This window comes from Blastococcus sp. SYSU D00695 (assembly GCF_054050555.1).
The window spans coordinates 90,815-113,285 of sequence record NZ_JBJGZP010000004.1; the positions used below are offsets into that span (position 1 = coordinate 90,815).

At 75.6% G+C, this 22,471-nt stretch carries 19 protein-coding genes and 1 riboswitch; of the genes, 16 read left to right on the forward strand and 3 right to left on the reverse strand.

From position 1 onward, the window contains the following. Positions 1-115 precede the first annotated feature (115 nt). Both ACI781_RS04200 and ACI781_RS04205 read left to right on the forward strand, forming a co-directional pair. Positions 116-1,747, forward strand: coding sequence for a methyl-accepting chemotaxis protein (locus ACI781_RS04200; protein WP_456564813.1), 1,632 nt, complete (start codon positions 116-118; stop codon positions 1,745-1,747). A gap of 339 nt (positions 1,748-2,086) precedes the next feature. Further along, positions 2,087-3,703, forward strand: coding sequence for a methyl-accepting chemotaxis protein (locus ACI781_RS04205; RefSeq protein ID WP_456564814.1), 1,617 nt, complete (start codon positions 2,087-2,089; stop codon positions 3,701-3,703). A 54-nt stretch (positions 3,704-3,757) separates the two neighbouring features. On the opposite strand, the gene ACI781_RS04210 is transcribed toward ACI781_RS04205, so the two are convergent. Then, positions 3,758-4,933 carry a pyridoxal phosphate-dependent aminotransferase gene (locus ACI781_RS04210; protein WP_456564815.1) on the reverse strand — a complete coding sequence of 392 codons (1,176 nt, stop codon included), beginning with the start codon at positions 4,931-4,933 and terminating at the stop codon, positions 3,758-3,760. A gap of 119 nt (positions 4,934-5,052) precedes the next feature. Further along, positions 5,053-5,165: riboswitch (SAM riboswitch) on the forward strand. A 93-nt stretch (positions 5,166-5,258) separates the two neighbouring features. Here ACI781_RS04210 and ACI781_RS04215 point away from each other — a divergent pair. The 10 genes from ACI781_RS04215 to ACI781_RS04260 all read left to right on the forward strand — a co-directional run bounded on the left by ACI781_RS04215 (position 5,259) and on the right by ACI781_RS04260 (position 15,392). Next, positions 5,259-6,314 (forward strand): BMP family ABC transporter substrate-binding protein, encoded by a 1,056-nt coding sequence (locus ACI781_RS04215; RefSeq protein WP_456564816.1) that lies wholly within the window; start codon positions 5,259-5,261, stop codon positions 6,312-6,314. Next, on the forward strand, positions 6,311-7,948 hold the full coding sequence (locus tag ACI781_RS04220; protein ID WP_456564817.1) for an ABC transporter ATP-binding protein: 1,638 nt from the start codon (positions 6,311-6,313) through the stop codon (positions 7,946-7,948). Before ACI781_RS04215 ends, ACI781_RS04220 begins: the two co-directional genes overlap by 4 nt. Then, positions 7,945-9,015, forward strand: coding sequence for an ABC transporter permease (locus ACI781_RS04225; RefSeq protein WP_456564818.1), 1,071 nt, complete (start codon positions 7,945-7,947; stop codon positions 9,013-9,015). Before ACI781_RS04220 ends, ACI781_RS04225 begins: the two co-directional genes overlap by 4 nt. Before the next feature lies 1 nt (position 9,016). Next, the gene (locus ACI781_RS04230; RefSeq protein WP_456564819.1) at positions 9,017-9,976 is read left to right on the forward strand and encodes an ABC transporter permease; all 960 of its coding nucleotides are present in this window, start codon (positions 9,017-9,019) and stop codon (positions 9,974-9,976) included. Continuing rightward, positions 9,973-10,968, forward strand: a complete 996-nt coding sequence (locus tag ACI781_RS04235; protein ID WP_456564820.1) for a nucleoside hydrolase — start codon at positions 9,973-9,975, stop codon at positions 10,966-10,968. The genes ACI781_RS04230 and ACI781_RS04235 overlap by 4 nt, the downstream gene beginning before the upstream one ends. Continuing rightward, complete coding sequence (mtnK, locus tag ACI781_RS04240; protein ID WP_456564821.1) at positions 10,965-12,149, forward strand: S-methyl-5-thioribose kinase; 1,185 nt, start codon at positions 10,965-10,967, stop codon at positions 12,147-12,149. Before ACI781_RS04235 ends, mtnK begins: the two co-directional genes overlap by 4 nt. 80 nt (positions 12,150-12,229) lie before the next feature. After that, complete coding sequence (locus ACI781_RS04245; RefSeq protein WP_456564822.1) at positions 12,230-13,309, forward strand: methylthioribose-1-phosphate isomerase; 1,080 nt, start codon at positions 12,230-12,232, stop codon at positions 13,307-13,309. A gap of 11 nt (positions 13,310-13,320) precedes the next feature. Further along, positions 13,321-14,040, forward strand: coding sequence for an acireductone synthase (gene mtnC, locus ACI781_RS04250; RefSeq protein ID WP_456564823.1), 720 nt, complete (start codon positions 13,321-13,323; stop codon positions 14,038-14,040). Continuing rightward, positions 14,037-14,699: a methylthioribulose 1-phosphate dehydratase gene (gene mtnB / locus ACI781_RS04255; protein WP_456564824.1), complete on the forward strand. Its 663-nt coding sequence runs from the start codon at positions 14,037-14,039 to the stop codon at positions 14,697-14,699. The genes mtnC and mtnB overlap by 4 nt, the downstream gene beginning before the upstream one ends. A 120-nt stretch (positions 14,700-14,819) precedes the next feature. After that, a complete protein-coding gene (locus ACI781_RS04260) occupies positions 14,820-15,392 on the forward strand; it encodes a 1,2-dihydroxy-3-keto-5-methylthiopentene dioxygenase (RefSeq protein WP_456564825.1) in 573 nt (190 codons plus the stop codon). Positions 15,393-15,507: 115 nt separating this feature from the next. Here ACI781_RS04260 and ACI781_RS04265 read toward each other — a convergent pair whose 3' ends face one another. Beyond that, positions 15,508-16,713 (reverse strand): acyl-CoA dehydrogenase family protein, encoded by a 1,206-nt coding sequence (locus tag ACI781_RS04265; RefSeq protein WP_456564826.1) that lies wholly within the window; start codon positions 16,711-16,713, stop codon positions 15,508-15,510. Positions 16,714-16,965: 252 nt separating this feature from the next. Here ACI781_RS04265 and ACI781_RS04270 point away from each other — a divergent pair, with 252 nt between their 5' ends. The 4 genes from ACI781_RS04270 (at position 16,966) to ACI781_RS04285 (ending at position 21,404) form a co-directional block, all read left to right on the forward strand. Further along, positions 16,966-19,389 carry a chemotaxis protein CheA gene (locus tag ACI781_RS04270; RefSeq protein WP_456564827.1) on the forward strand — a complete coding sequence of 808 codons (2,424 nt, stop codon included), beginning with the start codon at positions 16,966-16,968 and terminating at the stop codon, positions 19,387-19,389. Position 19,390: 1 nt separating this feature from the next. Beyond that, entirely contained in the window at positions 19,391-19,855 is a 465-nt protein-coding gene (locus ACI781_RS04275) for a chemotaxis protein CheW (RefSeq protein WP_456564828.1), read from the forward strand. A gap of 234 nt (positions 19,856-20,089) precedes the next feature. Beyond that, complete coding sequence (locus ACI781_RS04280) at positions 20,090-20,971, forward strand: hypothetical protein (RefSeq protein ID WP_456564829.1); 882 nt, start codon at positions 20,090-20,092, stop codon at positions 20,969-20,971. Between the two features lie 22 nt (positions 20,972-20,993). Then, entirely contained in the window at positions 20,994-21,404 is a 411-nt protein-coding gene (locus tag ACI781_RS04285; protein ID WP_456564830.1) for a VOC family protein, read from the forward strand. 73 nt (positions 21,405-21,477) lie between these two features. On the opposite strand, the gene ACI781_RS04290 is transcribed toward ACI781_RS04285, so the two are convergent. Then, positions 21,478-22,131 (reverse strand): class I SAM-dependent methyltransferase, encoded by a 654-nt coding sequence (locus ACI781_RS04290; protein ID WP_456564831.1) that lies wholly within the window; start codon positions 22,129-22,131, stop codon positions 21,478-21,480. Positions 22,132-22,471 lie beyond the last annotated feature (340 nt).

Sequence of the window (22,471 nt, forward strand, 5' to 3'; positions counted from 1 at the left end):
CGACCTTTCTCGACGAGGTCCTCCGACACGCCCGGCAATGAAGGACGAGATCGTCCGGAACAACTCAGGCTCATTCCGCACCACCCACCGGACACCGAACGAGGAAAAGCCAGCCATGACAGAGCGCAGCACCGGCCGCACGAGGCGTAGCCCGGGCGTCCGCGGATCGATCCTGGGAGTCGGGGCCGCCGGGGTCACCGCGGCCGTCGTCGTCGGCGGTTTCGCCCTCTCCGGGCTGGGCGCCACCGGCGACGCCCGCGACCGGGTGGCGGAGCTCAACGACGCGCTGGACCACGTGCAGCGGATCGAGTACTACAACGCCGACGTCAGCGGTTGGCAGACGGCCTACGCCTGGGACGCCCGGCGGGTCGGGCCGCTGGCCGCGGTCGACCCGGCCAGCGAGAACCGCAAGGGCTTCCTGGAGATCAGCGACGGCCTCCGCCAGGAGCTCGACGCCATGCCGGTCGAGGTGCTCGACCGGCAGGAGGCGGCCACCTACGGCCAGATCCTGGACGCCTGGGACGAGTTCTTCTCCGTCGACGAGCGGGCGGCGGCGCAGTACCAGCTGGGGACGGCCGCCGGGACCGACGCCGGCGACGCGGTCATCCTGGACGAGGGCTTCGCCATCTACCACGAGATCATCGCGCTCACCCACGACCTGGAGAGCGGGCTCTCCGACCGCGTCGACGCCGCGATGGAGGCGGCCGAGACCGACGAGGCCGACACCCGGTGGGTGATGGTCATCGCGATCGTCCTGGGCGCGCTCGTGGCCGCCGCGGCGGCACTGGCGGTCGCTCGACGCATCGTCCGGCCGCTCAACGAGGTGGTCTCGGTGGCCGGCGCCCTCGCCGCCGGCGACCTCACCCGGCAGACGGGCATCGACCGGTCGGACGAGGTCGGCCGGGCGGCGGCCGCCATCGACAGCGCGGTGGTCGAGCTGCGCGGCGTGATGGCCAGCGTGGTCGGCGCGGCGGACGCGGTGGCGGCGTCGTCGGAGGAGCTGTCGGCGTCGTCGGCGCAGATCTCGGCGTCGGCGGAGGAGACCTCGGCGCAGTCGGGTGTCGTGTCCGGCGCGGCCGACGAGGTGTCGCGCAGCGTGCAGACCGTCGCCGCGGGTGCGGAGCAGATGGGTGCCTCGATCCGGGAGATCGCCACGAACGCCGCGGAGGCGTCGGAGGTGGCGCACCGGGCGGTGACCGCGGCGGAGACGACGACGGCGACGGTGGCCAAGTTGGGTGAGTCGTCGGTGGAGATCGGCAACGTGGTGAAGGTGATCACGAGCATCGCGGAGCAGACGAACCTGTTGGCGCTGAACGCCACGATCGAGGCGGCCCGCGCGGGTGAGGCGGGGAAGGGCTTCGCGGTGGTCGCGAACGAGGTGAAGGAGCTGGCGCAGGAGACGGCGAAGGCCACGGAGGACATCGCCCGCCGGGTGCAGGCCATCCAGGGCGACACGACGGCGGCGGTGGCGGCGATCGGGGAGATCAGCTCGATCGTCGCGCAGATCTCCGACCGGCAGACCACGATCGCCTCGGCGGTGGAGGAGCAGACCGCGACCACCAACGAGATGGCGCGCTCGGTGCAGGAGGCGGCCGGCGGCACGGGTCAGATCGCCACCAACATCACCAGTGTCTCGGCGGCGGCGGACTCGACGACGCAGGCGCTGACGCAGACGCGGACCGCCGTCGACGAGCTGTCGCGGATGGCCGCCGACCTGCGCACCACGGTCGGCCGCTTCACGTACTGACCGACGCCCGGGGCAGGACCGCACTCCTGCCCGGTGCAGAACGCGCCCCGCGCGGGGCGAGAGCGAGGACGAGGGCGCGGGACCGGCATCCGGTCCCGCGCCCTCCGCCATTCCCGGAACCGGGTGCCGGCAGGGCGTCCGCGCCATTCGCGGTGGCGAGGGGAATGGCGACGAGTCGACACGGGAGAAACGGTCGTCGGACTATTCCTGATCGGAGCGCGACACGACCGCCATTCGAGTTCCGAACCGTCCGCAATGGCCGAATCTGTCCCTGCGCAGCCGATCGGCCCCCGCGCACCGGCCTCCGGGTCTCCCCCCTTCTCGTGCAGGAGTACGCACATGTCCGTTCCCCCGAGCTCCGCCCCGCTCCGGCGGAGGGGAGGCTGGCTCCTCGACCGGCCGATCGGCGCCAAGATCGGGATGGTGGTGGCCCTGCTGGCCGCCGTCGTCCTGGGCACGAACGCGCTGGCGATCAACCAGCTCAGTGAGCTGCGCGACGGCCAGGAGGCCATCTACGCCGAGAACCTCAAGCCGCTGAACGACCTCGCGGCCGTGCAGCGTGCGCAGGCCGCCTACCGCGCCCGGATGCTGCAGTACGGCGTCGCGGACCCGGCCACCCGTCAGCAGCTGCGGGCGGAGATGGACGAGAAGATGGCCGACGTCGACCAGGCCCTGGCCGACTACGAGCCCTACATCGTCGACCAGGAGGCCGTGCAGGCCTATCTCGACAACCGGGACGCCGTCGTCAGCACCAACGCCGCGCAGCTGTTCCCCGCGGCCGACGCCGGCGACCTGGCCGCCTTCCACGACGTCTACGTGAACGTCTCCAGCCAGCCGCTCAGCGACCTCGCCGACGCGCTGGAGGCCGAGGGGGAGGCGCAGTCCGCCCAGGCCGAGAGCCGCAACTCCGAGGCCGCGGCCGCGGTGAGCCGCTCCATCACGCTGCTCGCCGTCACGGCCCTGGTGTCGATCGCGGTGGCCGCGGGCCTGGCGTTCCTGCTCATCCGCCGGCTGCTGGCCACGGTCCGCTCCGTGCAGGCCGCGGTGGGTGGGCTCGCCGCCGGTGACCTGACCGTCGTCCCGGTGGCCCGGGACCGCGACGAGCTCGGCCAGATGGCCGCGTCGCTGGCCTCGGCCCAGGAGAGCCTGCGCGGTGTGATGGCCGGCGTGGTGGGCGCGGCGGATGCGGTGGCGGCGTCGTCGGAGGAGCTGTCGGCGTCGTCGGCGCAGATCTCGGCGTCGGCGGAGGAGACCTCCGCCCAGTCCGGCGTGGTCGCCGGCGCCGCCGACGAGGTGTCGCGCAGCGTGCAGACGGTCGCTGCGGGTGCGGAGCAGATGGGTGCCTCGATCCGGGAGATCGCCACGAACGCCGCTGAGGCGTCGGAGGTGGCGCACCGGGCGGTGACCGCGGCGGAGACGACGACGGCGACGGTGGCGAAGCTGGGGGAGTCGTCGGTGGAGATCGGCAACGTGGTGAAGGTGATCACCTCCATCGCGGAGCAGACGAACCTGCTGGCGCTCAACGCCACGATCGAGGCCGCGCGGGCCGGGGAGGCCGGGAAGGGCTTCGCGGTGGTCGCGAACGAGGTCAAGGAGCTCGCGCAGGAGACCGCGAAGGCGACCGAGGACATCGCGCGCCGGGTGCAGGCGATCCAGGGCGACACGACGGCGGCGGTGGCGGCGATCGGGGAGATCAGCTCGATCGTCGCGCAGATCTCCGACCGGCAGACCACGATCGCCTCGGCGGTGGAGGAGCAGACGGCGACGACGAACGAGATGGCCCGGTCGGTGGCCGAGGCGGCGCAGGGGTCGGGGCAGATCGCGGACAACATCACCGGCGTCTCCACCGCCGCGGACTCCACGACGCAGGCGCTGACCCAGACGCGGACCGCCGTCGACGAGCTGTCCCGGATGGCCGCCGACCTGCGCACCACGGTGGGCCGCTTCACCTACTGAGCAGGACCGCCGCGTCCCCCACCGCTGATGTCGAGCGGTGGGGGACGCCGCGGTTCAGCGCGCGAGGCGGGCGCCCAGCGCGGCGAGGCGCTCGGCGGCCTCGGCGAGGACGGCGTCCTGCTTGCAGAACGCGAAGCGCACCAGCGACGGGGCGGCGGTGGGGTCGTCGTGGAAGACCCGCACCGGGACGCCGACCACCCCGGCGAGCTCCGGCAGGTCCCAGCACAGCGCCATCGCGTCGGTGTAGCCCAGCGGGGCGGCGTCGGCGGTGACGAAGTAGGTGCCGTCGGGCCGGTTGGTCGCGAACCCCGCCGCCTCCAGGCCGGCGACCAGCAGGTCGCGCTTGCGCAGCAGGTCCGCGCGCAGCCCCTGGAAGTACTCGTCAGGCAGGGCCAGCGCGCGGGCCACGGCCGGCTGGAAGGGGCCGCTGCCGACGAACGTGAGGAACTGCTTGACCGCCCTGACGGCGGCGACCAGCTCGGTCGGGCCGTGCACCCAGCCGACCTTCCAGCCGGTCACCGAGAAGGTCTTGCCGGCGGAGGAGATGGTCAGCGTCCGCTCGGCCATCCCGGGCAGCGTGGCGATCGACAGGTGCGGGACGCCGTACGTCATGTGCTCGTACACCTCGTCGGCGACGACCACCGCGTCGTGCTCGGCGGCCAGCCGCGCGACCAGCTCCAGCTCGGCGCGGTCGAAGACCTTGCCGGTGGGGTTGTGCGGGGTGTTCAGCAGCACCAGCCGGGTGCGCGGGGAGAACGCCGCCCGCAGCGCGTCCTCGTCGACGGCGAAGTCGGGGGAGCGCAGCGCCACCGTCCGCCGCTGCGCCCCGGCCAGCGCGATCGTCGCGGCGTAGCCGTCGTAGTAGGGCTCGAAGGTCACCACCTCGTCGCCGGGCTCGGTCAGCGCGAGGACGGTGGCGGCGATGGCCTCCGTGGCGCCCACGGTCACCAGCACGTCGTCCGGGTCGACCCGCAGGCCGCGGAAGCGCTCCTGGTGCGCGGCGACGGCCTCCCGCAGGACGGGCATCCCGGCCGCCGGGGGGTACTGGTTGACCCCGCCGCGGACGGCGGCGACGGCGTCCTCCAGCAGCGACCGCGGCCCGTCGGTGTCGGGGAAGCCCTGGCCGAGGTTGATCGCCCCGGTCCGCGCGGCCAGCGCCGACATCTCGGCGAACACGGTCGTGGTGAAGGGCAGCATCCGCTCGGTCAGCGCGGCGCGCGGCAGGCTCACGCGTCCGAGTCTCCCACCGCGGCGGCCGTCCCAGCACGTGGACGGCCGTCCCGGTCTGCGGGACGGCGTCGCCGGGCCGGCCGCTCGTGGCACCCGGTGCCCCGTGTACCTTCTGCCCCGGTCCTGAGTGCCAGCGTCAAGCCCCGGCTCGCTGGCCGGCAACCCTCTCCGTCGCGGGGTGCTCCGGGTGACGACCAGACCTGGACGCGGTGTTCCGGGTAAGGCGCAGGAGGGAACCGACGTGGTGCTCGCCTCGGGCCGGACCGGCCGCGGCGTCCCCCACCCCCGCGCCGCCGCCGGCGGCGCCCTCCGCAGGGAGCACCCGATGACCGACCTGTCCCGTCGACGCCGCGGCCCGCTGGCCGCCGCCGCCCTCGTGGCGGTGGTGGGTCTCTCCGGCTGCGCCGACAGCGACTCGGGAGGTGGGGACGGCGGTGACGGCGGCGACTCCGCCGGCTCGATCATCGTCATCACCCCCAACCCGGTCGGCGGCAACAACTTCCTCGAGCTCGCCGTCGAGGGTGCGCAGCGCGTCGCGGACGAGGAGGGGCTGGAGCTCGACGTCTACGAGAGCACCGACCCGACCTCGATCCAGCAGAACGTCGAGGCCGCGGTGCGGGAGCGGCCCGACGTCGTCATCGGCCTGAGCTTCTCCCTGCAGGACGCGTTCGCCACCGTGCCGGTCGACAACCCCGACCAGCAGTTCCTGCTGGTGGACGGCTGCCCCGACCCGCAGCCGGAGAACGTCACGTGCGCCGCGTTCCGCGAGCACGAGGCCACCTACCTGGCCGGCGTCGAGGCCGGGCTGCTGACGCAGACCGGGAAGATCGGTGTCGTCGCGGCCCTGGACACGCCCTTCATCCGCCGCTGGGTCGACCCGTTCCAGGCCGGCGCGCAGAGCGTGAACCCGCAGGCCACCTCCACCCCGCTGTTCGTCGGTGGCGACAACCCCTTCGGTGACCCCGCTCGCGGCGGCGCCCAGGCCCAGGTGCTGGCCGACGGCGGTGCGGACCAGGTGCTGCTCGCCGCCTCCGGCAGCAACGTGGGCGCCTTCGAGGTCGCCGCGGCCGGCGGGTTCTCCGCCTACGGCGTCGACGTCAACGAGTGCGGTTCGGCCCCCGGCCACGTCGTCGACAACGTCATCAAGAACGTCGACGTCGCGCTGGCCGAGTCGGTGACCGCGATCCTCGGCGGCGACACCGGCGGCGCGCAGGTGTACGGGCTCGCCGAGGGTGGCGTGGGCCTGACCGCCTTCGCCGACGACCTCGCCGACTCCGGCTGCCTGATCGCCGACCACCCCGACGTCGTCGCGCAGCTGGAGCAGGTCCGCGACCAGATCATCGACGGCACGATCACCGTGGACGACCCGGCCGCTGGATGACCAGCACGGCACCGGGCACCACAGGAGGCTCGGCCGCGGGGGCCCACCCCGCGGCCGAGCTCCGTGGCGTCACCAAGCGCTTCGGCGCCGTCGTCGCCGTGGACGGCGTGGACCTGGTCCTCGAGCGGGGGACCGTGCACGCCGTCGTCGGGGAGAACGGGGCCGGCAAGTCCACCCTGATGTCGGTCCTCTACGGGCTGCACCGCCCCGACGCCGGGCAGGTGCTGCGCGACGGCCGCGAGGTCCGGCTGGGCTCGCCGCTGGACGCCATCGCCGCCGGGCTGGGCATGGTCCACCAGCACTTCCGGCTGTTCGGCTCGATGAGCGTGGCCGAGAACGTCGTCTACCGCGCCGAGCCCGCCCGCCGCGGCCTGCTGGACCGCCGCGCCGCCGAGCGCCGGGTCGAGGAGCTGTCCGCCCGCATCGGGCTCGACGTCGACCCCACCGCCCGCGTCGACACCCTCCCCCTCGGCGTCCGCCAGCGGGTGGAGATCCTCAAGGCGCTGCACCGGCAGGCCGAGGTGCTCATCCTCGACGAGCCGACCGCCGTGCTGACGCCGGGCGAGGTCGACTCGCTGTTCGCGGTCGTCCGCCGGATGGCCGAGCAGGGGACGACGGTCGCCCTGGTCACGCACAAGGTCCGCGAGGTGCTCGAGGCCACCGACCGGGTCACGGTGCTGCGCGACGGCGCCGTGACCGCCCGGCTGACCACCGCGGACACCACCGCCGGCGAGATCGTCGAGGCGATGATCGGCCGCGGGCTGGTGCCCGCGGTCAACCCGCGCGGCGCCGTCTCCGGCGACCCGGTGCTGGAGGTGTCGGGCCTGCGGCTGCCGGCCGCGGCGGGGGCCGCCCGGGTCCGGGACGTCTCGCTGCGGGTCCGCCCCGGGGAGGTCGTCGGCATCGCGGGGGTCTCCGGCAACGGGCAGCGCGAGCTGGTGGAGACCGTCGTCGGGATGCGCACCCCCGAGGCCGGCACGGTGCGCCTGCACGGCCGGGACCTCGCCGGCCTGGGCATCCGGGAGCGCCGCGGGCTGGGCATCGCCTACGTCCCCGAGGACCGCCCCGGCGTCGGCACCGCCGCGGCGCTGTCGGTCGCCGACAACCTCGCGCTCGGCCACCACCGGACGCCGCCGATCGGCCGCCGCGGGCGCCTGTCCACCCGGGCGCTGCGCGCCCAGGCCGTCGAGCTGGTCCGCCGCCTGGGCGTGAAGACCGCCGGCGTCGCGGTGCCGCTGGGCTCGCTGTCGGGCGGCAACGCGCAGAAGGTGGTGCTGGCCCGCGAGCTGCACCACGAGGCGGACCTGCTGGTGGTCGAGCAGCCGACCCAGGGCGTCGACGTCGGCGCCGGGGAGGAGATCCACCGGCTGCTGCTGGACTACCGCGCCCGCGGCGGCGCGGTGCTGCTCGTCTCCTACGAGATCAGCGAGCTGCGGGCGCTCGCGGACCGGGTGCTGGTGATGCTGGACGGCGAGGTGACCGCCGAGCTCGACGCCGCCGACGCGACCGACGAGGTGCTCGGGGCGGCGATGGTCCACGGCGGCAGGGTCCACGGCGGCGGGGTCCACGGCGGCGGGGTCCACGGCGGCGTGCCCGGCGCGGTCCCCGGCGCCGGCGGGGGAGGGGAGCGGTGAGCGCCCTGCTGGAGCGTGCCCGGCTGTCCGCGCCCGCCGCGCTGGTGCCGCTGGGGGCCGTCGCCGTGGCGCTGCTCGTCGGCGCCGTGGTCATGCTCGCCGCCGGCGTGGACCCGCTGCGCGGCTACGACGCGATGGTCCGCGGGGCGCTGAGCGTCAGCAACATCGACTTCGCCGTCGCCGGGTTCACCGCCATCCTCGCCATGTCGCTGGCGTTCGCCGTCCCGGCGCGGATGGGGGAGTTCAACCTCGGCGGGGACGGGCAGCTGGTCGCCGGCGGGATCACCGCGGCCGCCGTCGCGCTGTACGTGCCGGCGCCCGCGCCGCTGCTGCTGCCGCTGTGCGTGGTCGCGGGCATGCTCGCCGGCGGGACGCTCGCCTCGGTCTCCGCGCCGCTGTCCACCCGCGCCGGCGTCCCGGTGATCATCTCCACGCTGCTGCTCAGCACCCCGATGGTGGCGCTGGCCTCCTACCTGGTCCGCTTCCCGATGGCGGAGGAGGGCTCGCCGGTGCCGCAGACGCCGCGGCTGCCCGACGCCGCGCACCTGCCCGCCCTGCCCGGGATGAGCTACACCAACGTCGGGCTGCTGCTGGTGGTCGCCGTCCTGCTGGTCGCCGTGTACGTCGACGCCCGCACCCCTGCCGGCTACGAGATCCGGGTCGCCGGCGCCAACCGCGGGTTCGCCGCCTACGGCGGCCTCTCCGTGCCGCGGCTGACCCTGGGCACGCTCGCCTCGGCCGGCGCGGTCGCGGGCCTGGCCGGTGCGGTGATCGTGCTGAGCCAGCCGTTCCGCTTCATCGACGACGCCCTGACCGCCCCCGGCTACACGTTCGCCGGTGTCGCGGCCGCGCTGCTGGCCGGCGGGCGCCCGGCGCTGCTGCCGCTCACCGCGGCGCTGTTCACGATCCTCTCGGTGGGGGCCGCCGGGATGGAGCGGGACGTCGACGTGCCTCGCCAGCTCGGCCAGGTCGTCCAGGCCGTCGTCATCCTGGTGCTGGCCGCGCGGGTCCTGGCCGGCCGCTGGCTGGCCGACCGCGCCCGGCGCGCGGCCGGGGGGAGGGGCTGACGTGGACGTGTTCACCCTGGCCTTCGTCGCCGCCGTCCTGACCGCGGCCGCGCCGGTGCTCTACGCGGCGCTCGGCGGCGCCCTGTGCGGCCGGGCCGGCGTGTTCGACATCGCGCTGGAGGGCCAGCTGCTGTGGGGCGCGTTCACCGCGGTCGCGGTCAGCTGGTGGTCGGGCAACGCCTGGGTCGGCGTGCTCGCCGCCGTCGTGTCCAGCGCCGTGTTCAGCCTGGTGCTGGCCGTCGGCGCGGTGTCGTGGCGGGCCGACCCGATCATCGTGGCCGTCGGCATGAACCTGCTGGCGCTGGGCGCCACCGGCTTCGTCCTGCGCGAGGCGCTGGGCGCCACCGGCACGTTCGCGCCGGCCGGCCTGCAGGGCCTGCCCGACCTCGACGTCCTCGACGGCGTGCCGGTGCTCGGTGCCGTGCTGGGCCGGGCGACCGTGCTCGTGCCGCTGGCGCTGGTGCTGGCCGTGGTGATGTCGCTGTGGCTGTCGCGGACGTCGGTGGGGCTGCGGCTGCGCGGGGTGGGGGAGCACCCGGAGGCGGCGACCAGCCTCGGCGTCCCGGTCACCCGCTACCAGGCGGCGACCGTCGTCCTCGCGGGTGCGCTGTGCGGCCTGGGCGGTGCGCAGCTGTCGCTGGGCACCGTCACCGCCTTCACCGAGAACATGACCGCCGGCCGCGGCTGGGTCGCCGTCGCCGCGGTGATGCTCGCCGTCAACCGCCCGCTGTGGGTGCTCGGCGCCTGCCTGCTGTTCGGCGCCGCGGAGGCCTGGGGCTTCCGGCTGCAGGGCATCGGCCTGCCCCAGCAGCTCACCGACGCCGCCCCGTACCTGGTCACGCTGGTGGTGCTGGTGCTCTCGCGGGTCCGGGTGCGCCGGCGGTTGCGCGCCGCCGACCCGCTCGCCGCGGAGAGCGCCGCCCACCCCGAGGCCGTCCCGCACCCCGAGGAGACCCGGTGACCCCGTCCCGCCGGAAGGTCGTCGTCGACACCGACACCGGGATCGACGACGCGCTGGCCCTGCTGTGGCTGGCCGGCCGCCCCGACGTCGAGATCAGCGCGATCACGTCCGTCTACGGCAACTGCTCGGTCGAGGACGCCCTGCTCAACATCGGGTACGTGCTGGCGCTGGCGGGCCTGGCGGACGTGCCGGTGGCCGCCGGTGCCGCCGGCCCGGTCGACGGTCGTCCCGCGTCGCTGGCGCCCTACGTGCACGGTGACGACGGCATGGGCGACCTCGGCCTGCACCGGGAGGCGCCGGACGTCGTCGCGCAGAGCTCCGCGGAGTACCTGGTGGAGCTCGCGAACGCGGCGCCGGGGGAGTACGACCTGCTGCCGCTGGGCCCGCTGAGCAACGTGGCGCTGGCCCTGGAGCTCGACCCGCTGGTGCTCACGAAGTTCCGGTCGACGGTGCTCATGGGCGGCTCGGGCCCGTTCCCGCCGCTGGGCGTCACCCAGACCGTCGACGCCAACGTCAGCAACGACCCGGCCGCGGCCCGCGCGGTGTTCGCCGCCCCGCGCAGCGAGCTGGTGATGGTCGGGGTGAACGTCGGCGGGCGGACGGTCGTCGACGAGGCCGCCGTGCAGGTGCTGCACCGCAGCGGGACCGCGGTGGGGGAGTTCTGCGCCGCGGCGCTGGAGTCCTACATGGACTTCTACCAGTACGCCTGGGGCCGCCGGGTCTCCCCGGCCTGGGACGGCCTGGCCGCGGGGCTGCTCGTCGAGCCCCGCTGGATCACCGCCTCGGTGGCCGGCCCGGTCGCCGTCGTCCCCGACGGGCGGCTCTCCCGCGCCCACCTGCTGCAGACCGCCGACGGGCTGCCGGTGCCCTTCGCCCAGGAGGAGGCGCGCACGGCGCCGCCCACCACGGTCGTCACCGGCGTCGACGTCGCGGGCTTCCTCGCCGACTTCGTCGGGGTGCTGGCCGGCACCCGGGGGAGCGCCGCCCGGTGAGCACCGTGCTGGAGCCCGGCGACGTCTGGGCGTACCTGACCGGCCGCGACCTGGTGCCCGCGGGCAGCACCGGCGCCGTCCGGGAGGTCGGCGACGGCAACATGAACCGCGTCTTCGTCGCGGTGCCCGACGGCGGGGGAGCGGGGCTGGCCGTCAAGCAGGCGCCCCCGTGGATCCGCGCGCTCGGCCCCTCGGTGCCGATGAGCCCCGAGCGCGCCCTGGTCGAGGCGCGGGCGCTGGCCACCTTCGCCCGCTTCGCGCCGGAGCAGACCCCGCGCGTCCTCGACGTCGACCCCGAGCGGTTCGCGTTCACCATGGAGGACCTCTCCGACCTGCGGATCCTGCGCACCGCGCTCACCGACGGCGCCTCCTTCGGCGAGACCTCCCGGCAGGTCGGCGACCTGGTCGGGCGGGTCACCTTCGCCACCAGCGTCGCCGGCGCCCCGGCCGCCGACCGGGCCGCGCTGCTGGCCGCCTCGGTCAACCCGGTGCTCGCCGAGGTCACCGAGCGCTACCTGCTGTCGGAGCCGCTGACGGTGCACGAGAACAACAGCCACCACCCGCTGCTGGACGCCGAGGTGGCCGCGCTGCGGGCCGACCCGGCGGTGCGCACCGAGGTGTCGGTGCTGCGCGCGGCGTTCGGCAGCCGCGCCGAGGGGCTGGTCCACGGGGACCTGCACTCGGGCAGCGTCATGGTGGGGGAGCGGGACGGCGCCCCGGTGGTGCGGGTCATCGACCCGGAGTTCGCCGTCGTCGGGCCGATCGGGCTGGACCTCGGGCTCTACCTGGCCAACGCGCTGGTCGCCGCGGCCCGCAGCGCGGCGCTGGGCGACCGCGCCGAGGCCGCCGACCGGGCCGGGCAGGCGGGGGTGCTGTGGGCGGCGTTCACCGCGGCCTGGCACGCCGGGTGGCCGGGCCGGGCCGATCCCTTCCTCGACGAGGGCTGGCTGGCCCGGCACCTGGCCTCGGTCTGGGCCGACACCCTCGGCTTCGCCGCGGTCGAGATGGTGCGGCGGGTGGCCGGCTACTCGCACGCCGCCGACCTGGAGACGCTGCCCGACCCCGGTCCCGCGTCCCTGGGCGTGCTCCGCGCGGCGCGGGCGCTGCTGCTCGACCGCCCGGCGTTCCGCGACGCCGCCGGCGACCCCGACCCGGCCGCGGTGGCCGCGCTCGTCGCCTGAGCGGGCGGCGCGCGGCGCGCGGCGCTCTGCGGGGAGCGGTGCCCGGTGGGGGGAGCGGCCTCGCGGGGGAGACTGGGCCGGTGACCGCCTCCTCCTCCCTGCCGCGGCCGGTGCTCGACGACAGCGTCCGGCTGACCGACGAGGGCGTCCGGATCCTCGACCGCCGGGTGTTCCCGGCGCGCGAGGAGTGGGTGCTGGCCCGCGACGCCGCCGAGGTGGCCGAGGCGATCCGGGCGATGGTCACCCAGAGCTCGGGGCCCTTCTACGCCGCGCTGGCCGGGCTGGCGCTGGACGCGCGCCAGCACGCCGACCGGCCGGTCGACCAGGCCCGGGCGGCGCTGCTGGCCGCGGGGTCGGCGCTCACCGGCGCCCGGCCCACGAACAACGCGGTGCGCGACGCGGTCGCCGCGCTGCTGGTCCGCCCCGACGTCGCCGGCGCCCGGACCGGCGGCGAGCTCGCCGACGCCGTGGCGGCGGGGGCGCGGGAGCTCGACGCCGGGTACCGCGCGCGCAGCGCCGCCCTGGCCGCGCACACCGCCGCGCTGGTGCCCGACGGGGCGCGGGTGCTGACCCACTGCTGGGCCGACGCCTACCTCATCGAGCTGGTCCGGGCCGCCGACGCCGCCGGCCGCCGCTACACCTGGGTGGCGACCGAGACCCGCCCCTACCTGCAGGGCGCCCGGCTGACGGCGCACACCCTGGTCGAGATGGGCCAGGAGGTCGCGCTCATCACCGACGGGATGGCCGCCGCCGTCCTCGCCCCCACCTCGACCCTCGGCCAGGTCGACGCCCTGGTGACCGCCGCCGACCGCGTGACGATGGACGGGCACGTCGTCAACAAGGTGGGGACGCTCGGGCACGCGGTCGCCGCGCACGCCTTCGGCGTCCCCTTCCACGCGATGGTGCAGGCCCCCGACCCGCAGGCCCCGACCGGCGCCGACGTCGAGATCGAGGAGCGTGACGGCGACGAGGTGCTGTCGGTGCTCGGGGTCCGGTCGGCCTCCCCGCTGGTGCAGCGCGGCCACTACCCGGCCTTCGACGTCACCCCGCCCCGGTTCGTCACCCGCATCGTCACCGACCGCGGGGCCTTCGAGCCCGACCGCGTGGCGGCCTACCACGCCTCCCCCGAGCCGGCCGGGGCCGCGGCGGCCGCTCGGTAGGCTGGGCGCCCGTGACCCTGAGCCTGAGCGCGCGCACCGTCGTCCTGGACATCGAGGGGACGACCGGAGCCGCCGGCTACGTCCACGGCACGCTCTACGACCACGCCCGGCCGCGGCTGGGCCCGTGGATCGACGCGCACGCCGACGACCCCGCCGTGGCCGAGGCCGTCGCGCAGACGCGGGCCGACGGGGGGCTGCCCGCCGACGCGGGCACCGACGAGGTGGTCCGGGTGCTGCACGGCTGGATGGACGACGACGTCAAGGCGACCCCGCTCAAGACGCTGCAGGGCCAGATCTGGGCCGCCGGGTACACCGCCGGCGAGCTGTCGTCGCACTTCTTCGACGACGTCGTCCCGCGGCTGGAGGCCTGGCACGGCCGCGGCGTGCGGCTGGCGGTGTTCTCCTCGGGCTCGGTCGCCAGCCAGGTGCCCTGGTTCCGGCACGCCCCCGCCGGCGACCTCACCCCGCTGGTCACCGACTACTTCGACACGGTGAAGGCCGGTCCGAAGCGCGAGGCGGCCTCCTACGCGGCGATCGCGGCGGCGCTGGGCGACCAGCCGGGGGAGCTGCTGTTCCTGTCCGACCTGCCCGCCGAGCTGTTCGCCGCCCGGGAGGCCGGCTGGCAGGTCGTCGGCGTCCGGCGGGAGGGCGAGCCGAACGCGGGCGCCGACTTCGGCGACGTGCCGGTCATCGCCTCCTTCACCGAGCTCGACGTCGTGGCCCCGCGGTGAGCGGGCTGGTGCAGGCCGGCGGGGTCCCGCGCGCCGCGCTGGAGGCCGCGGGCCGGGCGCTGGCCGCCGAGGCGGCCCGCTTCGCCGGCATGGGCTGGATGCGCGGCACCTCGGGCAACCTGTCCGTGGTGCTCACCCGCGACCCGCTGCGCCTGGCGGTCACCGTCAGCGGGCTGGACAAGGGGGAGCTGACCAGCGGCGACGTCGTCGTGGTCGACGCGCAGGGGGCCGCCGTGCCCGACCAGCCGCACCCGGAGCTGCCGCCGTCGGCGGAGGCCGCGCTGCATGCGCGGATCGCCGCCCACGCCGGGGCCGACGCGATCGTGCACGTGCACTGCATGTCCGCGGTGCTGGCCGGCCACTGGTACCCCGACGGGCTGCCGCTGCGGGACCTGGAGATGCTCAAGGGCATCGGCCGCAGCGCGCACGACGAGACGGTGACCGTCCCGGTCGTCCCCAACAGCCAGGACATGGCCGAGATCGCCGCCGCGTGGGAGCCGCGCTGGGACGGTCAGGTGCCGGCGTTCATCGTCGCCCGGCACGGCATGTACGCCTGGGGCCGGGACCTGGCGCAGGCCCGCCACCACACGGAGATCGTCGAGTTCCTCATGCAGTTCGCGGTCGAGACCCGGCCGGGCGGGTCGGTCGCCGCCCGCTGAGCGGCGGTTCCACGTGGAACCGGGGACGGGCGGGGCCGGGGGCGGGTGGGGCCCGGGGAATACTGGACGGACCCGGCCCGCTGCCCCAGGGCGACGGCCGACCCCAGGAAGAGGTGCGCGATGACCCTGCTGACCGTGTGGCGCGACGACGCCCCGCAGACCCCCGAGCTGCGCACCGAGGACGCCGCCGAGGTCACCGCCGTCCTCAAGGGCATCGGCGTCCGCTTCGAGCAGTGGCCGGTGCAGCAGCTGCCGGAGCGGCCGACCCAGGACGACGTCCTGGCCGCCTACCGCGACCGCATCGACGGCGTGACCCGCGACGAGGGCTACGTGCTCGTCGACGTCGTGCAGATGCACCCCAGCGACGACCCGTCGTGGCCGGAGACGGTGGCCGCCAGCCGGGCGAAGTTCCTCGACGAGCACACCCACGACGACGACGAGGACCGCTTCTTCGCCACCGGCTCGGGCGTCTTCTACCTGCACGTCGACGGCAAGGTGCACGCCGTCCTCTGCGAGGCCGGCGACCTGCTGTCGGTGCCCGGCGGGACCACGCACTGGTTCGACATGGGGACCGCCCCCGACTACGTGTCCGTGCGGTTCTTCCACGACGACGACGGCTGGGTCGGCACCTTCACCGGCAGCGACGTCTCCCGCTCGTTCCCCACCTACGACGAGATCGTCGCCGCCCGCTGAGCCGGCCCGAGCTGGTCGCGGGCGATCCGGACGGGCCCCGCCCCCTGAGCCCGGCGATCGTCCCCACCCGCTGAGCCGGCCCGGCCCGCCACCGGACGGGTGTGGGCGCCGCCGGTCAGCTGTAGGCGCTGGGGACCGGGTCGGCCCCGGTGAGCAGCCGGTCGCCCACCTCGACGGCCTTGTGCGCCACCGGGTCGTGCAGGGTCAGCGTGCGCGCGTCGCGCCAGAAGCGGTCCAGCCCCGTGCCGGTGGCGGTCGCCCGCGCGCCGGTCAGCTCGAAGACGGTGCTGGCCACCTCCAGGACGGTCCGGGTGGTCACCACCTTGGCCGCGGCGAGGCCGACGGCGACGTCCGCCCGCTCGGCGGCGGTGAGCTCCCAGCCGCGGCCGGCGGCCTCGGTGAGCGCGGCGCACGTCCGGTCGGTCAGCGCCGCGGCGGCCTGCACCTGCGCGGCCAGCTCGCCGTAGCGGGCGCGCACCAGCGGGTCCTGCACGGCCTCGGCGACCCCGGCGGTCGGCCACGCCCGTGACCGGCTGCGGGTGTAGGCGGCGCCGGCGGCCAGCGCGCCCTCGGCGATCCCGACGTGCAGTTGGCTGAGCATCGCCTGGAACGCCAGCACGTGCAGGGTCGCGTAGGCGGGGGCGCCGGGCGTCCCCTGCTCGTTGGGCCCGAGGACGTCGGCGGCGGGGACGAACACGTCGGCGAACGCGACCGACCCCGAGGCCGACCGCCGCTGGCCGAGCGCGTCCCAGTCGCGGCCGTGCCGGACGCCGTCGGCGTGCCCGTCGACGACGACGGAGAGCTTCTCGCCGGTGTCGGTGCGGGTGCCGCTGGCGGTGATCCGGTCGGCCACCTCCGCGCCGGTGGCGAAGTGCTTGGTGCCGCTGAGCAGGTAGCCGCCCTCGACGGGGCGCAGGTCCAGCCCGGCGTCGCGGGGGTTGCCGGCGCCGCCCCAGAACCAGCCGGCCGCGGCCCCCTGGGTGTCCAGGCGGGCGACGGCGGCGGCGTCCCGGTTGAGCCGGATCCGCCACGAGTGCAGGTAGTGGTAGCCCAGCAGCTGGCCGATCGAGGGGTCGACGGCGGTCACCGTGCGGACGACGGCGTGGGCGGTCGCCCACCCGGCACCGGTGCCCCCGCACGCGGCCGGCACCAGCAGCGGCAGCAGGCCGGAGTCGCGCAGCAGGCGGGTCTCGGGCTCCGGCGTGCCGCCCGCGGCGTCGCGCGCGACCACGTCGGCGGCCAGGGTGTCGGCCACCGACCGCGCGATGGCCAGCGGGTCCGCCGCCGGTGCCGGGGTGGTCTCCGCGCCGTCCCTGCTCATGGCCGCGAGTCTCGCACCGGGCCGCGGGCGGGCCGCCGGCGGCGGGACCATCGCCTTGTCGACCGCCGTGAGCCGCTCACGTGGGAATTCGTCCCGGAGTCGTCCGACACGCCTGCGGAATGGTCGGTGCGCCCCTGTCGCGTCCCTACCTTTTCCTGCGACCGGGGACGGCGCTCGCCTTCATTCGCGGGCCGGTCCGCCGAGAGAACTCCGGGGCCCCGCACGGGCGACGCAGAAGAGAGAGAAGGCACCGTGGACGGTCTGGACGACATCGTCGAGGAGTTCCTCGTCGAGAGCCACGAGAACCTCGACCAGCTGGACACCGACCTGGTCGCGCTCGAGCAGGAGCCGAACTCGCGGGAGCGGCTGTCGAGCATCTTCCGCACGATCCACACGATCAAGGGGACCAGCGGCTTCCTGGCGTTCAACCGCCTGGAGGAGGTCACCCACATCGGGGAGAACATGCTCTCCCGGCTGCGGGACGGCGCCCTGGAGCTGACCCCGACCCGCACCAGCGTGCTGCTGCGCATGGTCGACACCGTCCGCTCGCTGCTCGCCTCGATCGAGGCGACCGGCGGCGAGGGCTCGGTCGACGTGTCCGGCGTCGTCGCCGACATCAGCGCCGCGATGGAGGACCAGCCGGCCGAGGCGGCCCCGGTCGAGGCTGCGGCGCCCGCCGCGCCGGCGACCGACGAGGCCCCGGTCGAGGCCGCGGACGAGGTCCTGGACGAGGTCCTGGTCGAGGTCACGGGCGAGGTCATGGGCGAGGCCCCGGCGCTCGACGAGGACGCCGACGACAGCGACGACGCCGAGGAGCCCGCGGCCCCGGCCCCCACGGCCGCCGCCGTCCCGGCCGCCGCAGCGACCCCGGCCCCCACCGCCCCCGCCGCCGTGCCGGCCCCGCGACCCGCCCCGGCCGCCGAGGCCGCCGAGCCCGACCCCGCGCCCGCCGCGGGCGAGGGCGGCACCCGCCGCGCGGTCGCCGACAGCACCATCCGCGTGGACGTCGACCTGCTCGACGAGCTGATGCTGCTGGTCGGGGAGCTGGTGCTCACCCGCAACCAGATCGTCCAGTACGTGGGGCGGTCCAACGACACGGACCTGGTCCGCGCCTCGCAGCGGCTCAACCTCATCGCCAGCGAGCTGCAGGAGGGCGTCATGAAGACGCGCATGCAGCCGATCGACCACATCTGGTCGAAGCTGCCGCGCGTCGTCCGTGACCTGGGCCTGCAGCTGAAGAAGAGCATCCGGCTGGAGATGGAGGGCCGGGACACCGAGCTCGACAAGACCCTGCTCGAGGCCGTCAAGGACCCGCTGACCCACCTGGTCCGCAACTCGGTGGACCACGGCATCGAGTCGCCGGACAAGCGCGTCGCCGTCGGCAAGCCGGCCGAGGGTGTCCTCACCCTGCGCGCCAAGCACGAGAGCGGCCAGGTCGTGGTCGAGGTCGCCGACGACGGCGCCGGCATCGACCCGGCGAAGATCGGTGGCAAGGCCGTCGAGCGCGGGCTGATCACCGAGGCGCAGCTGGCCCGGATGAGCCCGACCGACGTGCTGCAGATGATCTTCCTGCCGGGGTTCTCGACGGCGGCCGCGGTCACCAACGTCTCCGGCCGCGGCGTCGGCATGGACGTCGTCAAGACCAACATCGAGTCCATCGGCGGCACCATCGAGGTCGAGTCGGTCGCCGGCACCGGCACCGTCTGCCGCCTGCGGATCCCGCTGACCCTGGCCATCGTCCCGGCGCTGACCGTCGAGTGCGCCGGTGACCGCTACGCCATCCCGCAGATCAGCCTGCAGGAGCTGGTCAGCCTCGACGCGGAGAAGGCCGTCAACGCCGTCGAGGAGGTCGGCGGGGCGCAGGTCTACCGGCTGCGCGGCGAGCTGCTGCCGCTGGTCCGGCTCACCGACGTCCTGGGGCTGACCTCCGACCGGCACGACGGGCACGTCGTCATCGCGGTGCTCCGCTCGGAGGGCCGCCGCTTCGGCCTCGTCGTCGACCGGGTGATCAACACCGAGGAGATCGTCGTCAAGGCGGTCGGCGGCCAGCTCAAGGCGATCGGCCTCTACTCCGGCGCCACGGTGCTCGGCGACGGCACGGTCGCGCTCATCCTCGACGTGCAGGCGCTGGCCCGCCGGGCGCTGCGCACGGAGAGCGCCGAGCGGCAGGAGGCCCGCGTGGCCGCCGCCGTCGCGGCCGCCGACACCGAGGGCCAGCGGCAGCGGATGCTGCTGGCCGCCATCGGCGGGGGCCGCCGGGTGGCCATCCCGCTGGACACGGTCACCCGCCTGGAGCAGGTGCGCGCGGAGAACGTCGAGCGCGTCGGCAACCGCGAGGTGGTGCAGTACCGCGGCGCGATCCTGCCGATCGTCCGGCTGGACCGGCACCTGGGCGCCTACGGCGAGAGCGACCGCGAGGTGCTCGAGGTGATCGTCTACAGCGACCACGGCCGCAGCGTGGCCATCGTGGTCGAGGAGATCCTCGACATCGTCGACGGCGAGGCCGCGATCCGCAGCGACATCGAGGACATGGGGCTGCTGGGCTCCGCCGTCCTCGGCGACAAGGTGACCGAGCTGCTCGACGTCCGCGCCGCGATCCTCGCCGCCGACCCGGCGTTCTACAGCGCCACCCCCGAGGCGTCCTACGACGTCCCCGCGTCCCTGCTGGAGGTCTGACGTGAGTGCCCCGACCGACATCCGTACCGAGGGCGAGGCGATCGCCCTGGGCGGGCAGCTGGCCACCTTCTGGCTGGACGGCGACCTGTACGGCGTCGAGGTGGCGCACGTGCAGGAGGTGCTGCGCAGCCAGAGCCTGACCCGGGTGCCGCTCGCCCCGGCCGCGGTGGCCGGCCTGATCAACCTGCGGGGACAGGTCGTCACGGCGATCGAGCTGCGCGAGCGCCTCGGCCGCCCGGCGCGACCGGCGGACACCGACGCCGTGGTCATCGTCGTGCGGCTGCACGGGGAGGCCGTCAGCCTCCTGGTGGACGCGATCGCCGACGTCGTCGACGTCGACCCGGCCGACTTCGAGGCGCCGCCGGACACGCTCGACGGCACCGCCCGCGAGCTCATCCGGGGCGCGTTCAAGCTCGACGGGCAGCTCCTGCTCGCCCTGGACGTGCACAAGGCCGTCTCCGCCTGAGCGAGGCCCCACCGCCCCTCACCCCGGCCCCCGTACCGATCCCGGTACGGGGGCCGGGGTGCGTCCGGGGGCCGGCTTGATGACAGGCTGTGAGGGACCGATGACGGATGCCGAGTGGACACGCAAGGGACTGCGCCCGGGCCTCCGGCGAACGAGTGACGTGCACATGGCGCCACCTCGCGATCACGGTCAGCATGGACGGGTCCCGTTCCCTCGACTGCCGGAGGCGCTGCCGTGCCGTACTCGCTGGTCAGTGCCGCCACCCTCGGCTTCGACCTGGTCCGCCTGCCCCTGGGCCGCCAGGTCGCCGACGTCCTGCTCACGGGGCTGACCGCGGACGCCGCCACGCTCGAGGCCATCGCCGGCGCCCACCCGGCCGCCGGCCGCGACCGCGAGGAGCGGGCCGTGCTCGCCGTCCGCGCGCGCCGGGCCCGCGAGCTGGCCGCCGCCGTGCCGCACCTGCGCTCGGCCGGGTCCGAGCGGGCCGCCGTCCTCGTCGACCAGCTCGAGCGCGGCATGATCGGCGACGCCGCCGCCGTGGAGCGGGTGCTGCGCGACGACGTGCTCGGGCCCGAGCACCCGGCCGCCGGCGTCCTGGAGGAGGACGTCGCCGCGGCCGCCGCCGACGTGCTGGGCGACGCCGTCGTCGGCGCCTTCGCCTCCGACGTCCTGCCGCCGCTGGTCCGCCGCCAGCTCACCGGCCCGCTCGCGCTCGCGACCGCCGCGGGGATCGTCCCGCCGGCGGAGCCGGACCTGGGGCCGGCCGGACCGGAGGTCACCGCCTTCCTCGCCGGCATCGCCGCCAGCGACGACGCCGCCCGCGCCCGCTGGCGTCGCGCCGTCGACCAGGGCCGGCTGGAGCGCCGCCCGTGGGCGACGGCCATGCACGAGGCCTCGTGGGCCGCGCACGTCTCCGGCCGGCTGCGGGTCCTCGCCGCCGCCCAGCTGCTCGCCGTCCGCGCCTTCGGCGACGGGGGCTTCGACGGCCGCGACGGCGCGCAGGGCGCCTGGAACGCCGTCGCCGGGGTGGTGCAGGCCCTGACCATGCGCGACCTGCTCGACACCACCGCGCTCTCGGTGCTGCTCGCCCCCTGGGAGCGCGTCACCACCGTCTGAGCCGACCGTTACGGTCAGCGCCGTGGACGTCGAGGGGCCCGGGGACGCTGTCGCGCCGGGCGAGGTGCGGTTCGTCGGGGTGTCGCTGGACTGCGCCGACCCCGGTGAGCTGGCGGACTTCTACCTGCGGCTGCTCGGCGGCCGGGTGCTGTGGCGGCGCGAGACCAGCGTCGGTGTCCGCGTGCCCGGGGTGCTGCTCGTCCCGCAGCGGGTGGAGGGCTACCGCCCGCCGGTGTGGCCCGGCGCCTCCGTCGTCCACCTGGACCTGACCGCCGGCGACGCGCTCGACGAGCCGGTGGCGCGGGCGCTGTCCCTGGGCGCCCGGCTGGCCGACCCGCAGCCCGACCCCCGCTGGCGGGTGCTGCTCGACCCCGCCGGCCACCCGTTCTGCATCACCACGCTGGCGCCCCCGCCGGAGCTCCTCGCCGACTGAGGTCCCGCCGCCGACAGCGTGCGCGGGAGTGCAGCCGCCCGCTCCCTCGCTGCACCTCTGCGCACGGTGTCGGTCAACGGGGACGGCGGGCGGCGAGCAGCACCTGGGGGAGCCCGATCGCCTCCGTCGGCAGCCGCAGCTCGGCCACCGGCTCCAGCCCCGCCGCCACCAGCAGCCCGGTGAGCTGCGCGGGGCGCCACAGGTGCGTCGTCCACGTCACGGGCACGCCCCCGTAGGCCTCCGTCCGGACGACCTCGCCGTCGCCCACGTGCGTGCCCACGAGCAACTGGCCGCCGGGCACGAGCGCGCGTGCCAGCGAGGCGAGGACGCCGGGGAGCACCGGGCGGGGGAGGTGGAACAGCGACCACCAGCAGAGCACGCCGCCCAGTGATGCCTCGGCCGGACGCAGGTCCGGGAGAGACCCGACCGCGAAGCTCAGGCCCGGGTGCAGCCGCCGGGCGTGCTGGACCATCCGGGGGGACAGGTCCACCCCCGAGGCGTCCAGGCCGAGGCCGGCGAGGGTGGCCGTCACGTGCCCGGGCCCGCAACCGACGTCCAGCACCGGCCCGAGGCCCCCGACCTCCTCGGCGAAGGCGGCCAGCGCCGCGCGCAGCCACGGGCGGTCACCGAGCTCGCCGGCGCCCATCGCGACGTAGGCGTCGGCCACGCGGTCGTAGGAGGCGCGCACCTCGGCCAGGTCGGCGGGGGCGGGGACGTCGTGCGGCACGCGGCCGACCGTAGCCGGGGACCGCCGCCGGGATGACCGGCCGCGACCGGCGGGACCTTTCCGGCGACTGCTCGGGAAAGGGCAGGTCAGCGGCGCGGGAATGGTCAGCGGTCACCGTCCCGGGGTGTCGACACGTGGCCGTGGCGCCATTTCCGACCGGGGTCACCGCGGATCGCGTAACGAGTTCGCGGATGGGTTTCAGGAAACGCGTGGGGCGGCCGACAACTCCTGTGACGCCCGGGGCGCCCGAGACATCCGTACCGACCGTTTTCCGTCGTGCACGGCCGAACTCAAGGCCTCCTCGCTGGTGCCGATACACCCTGAGCAGCCCCTGTCGGCT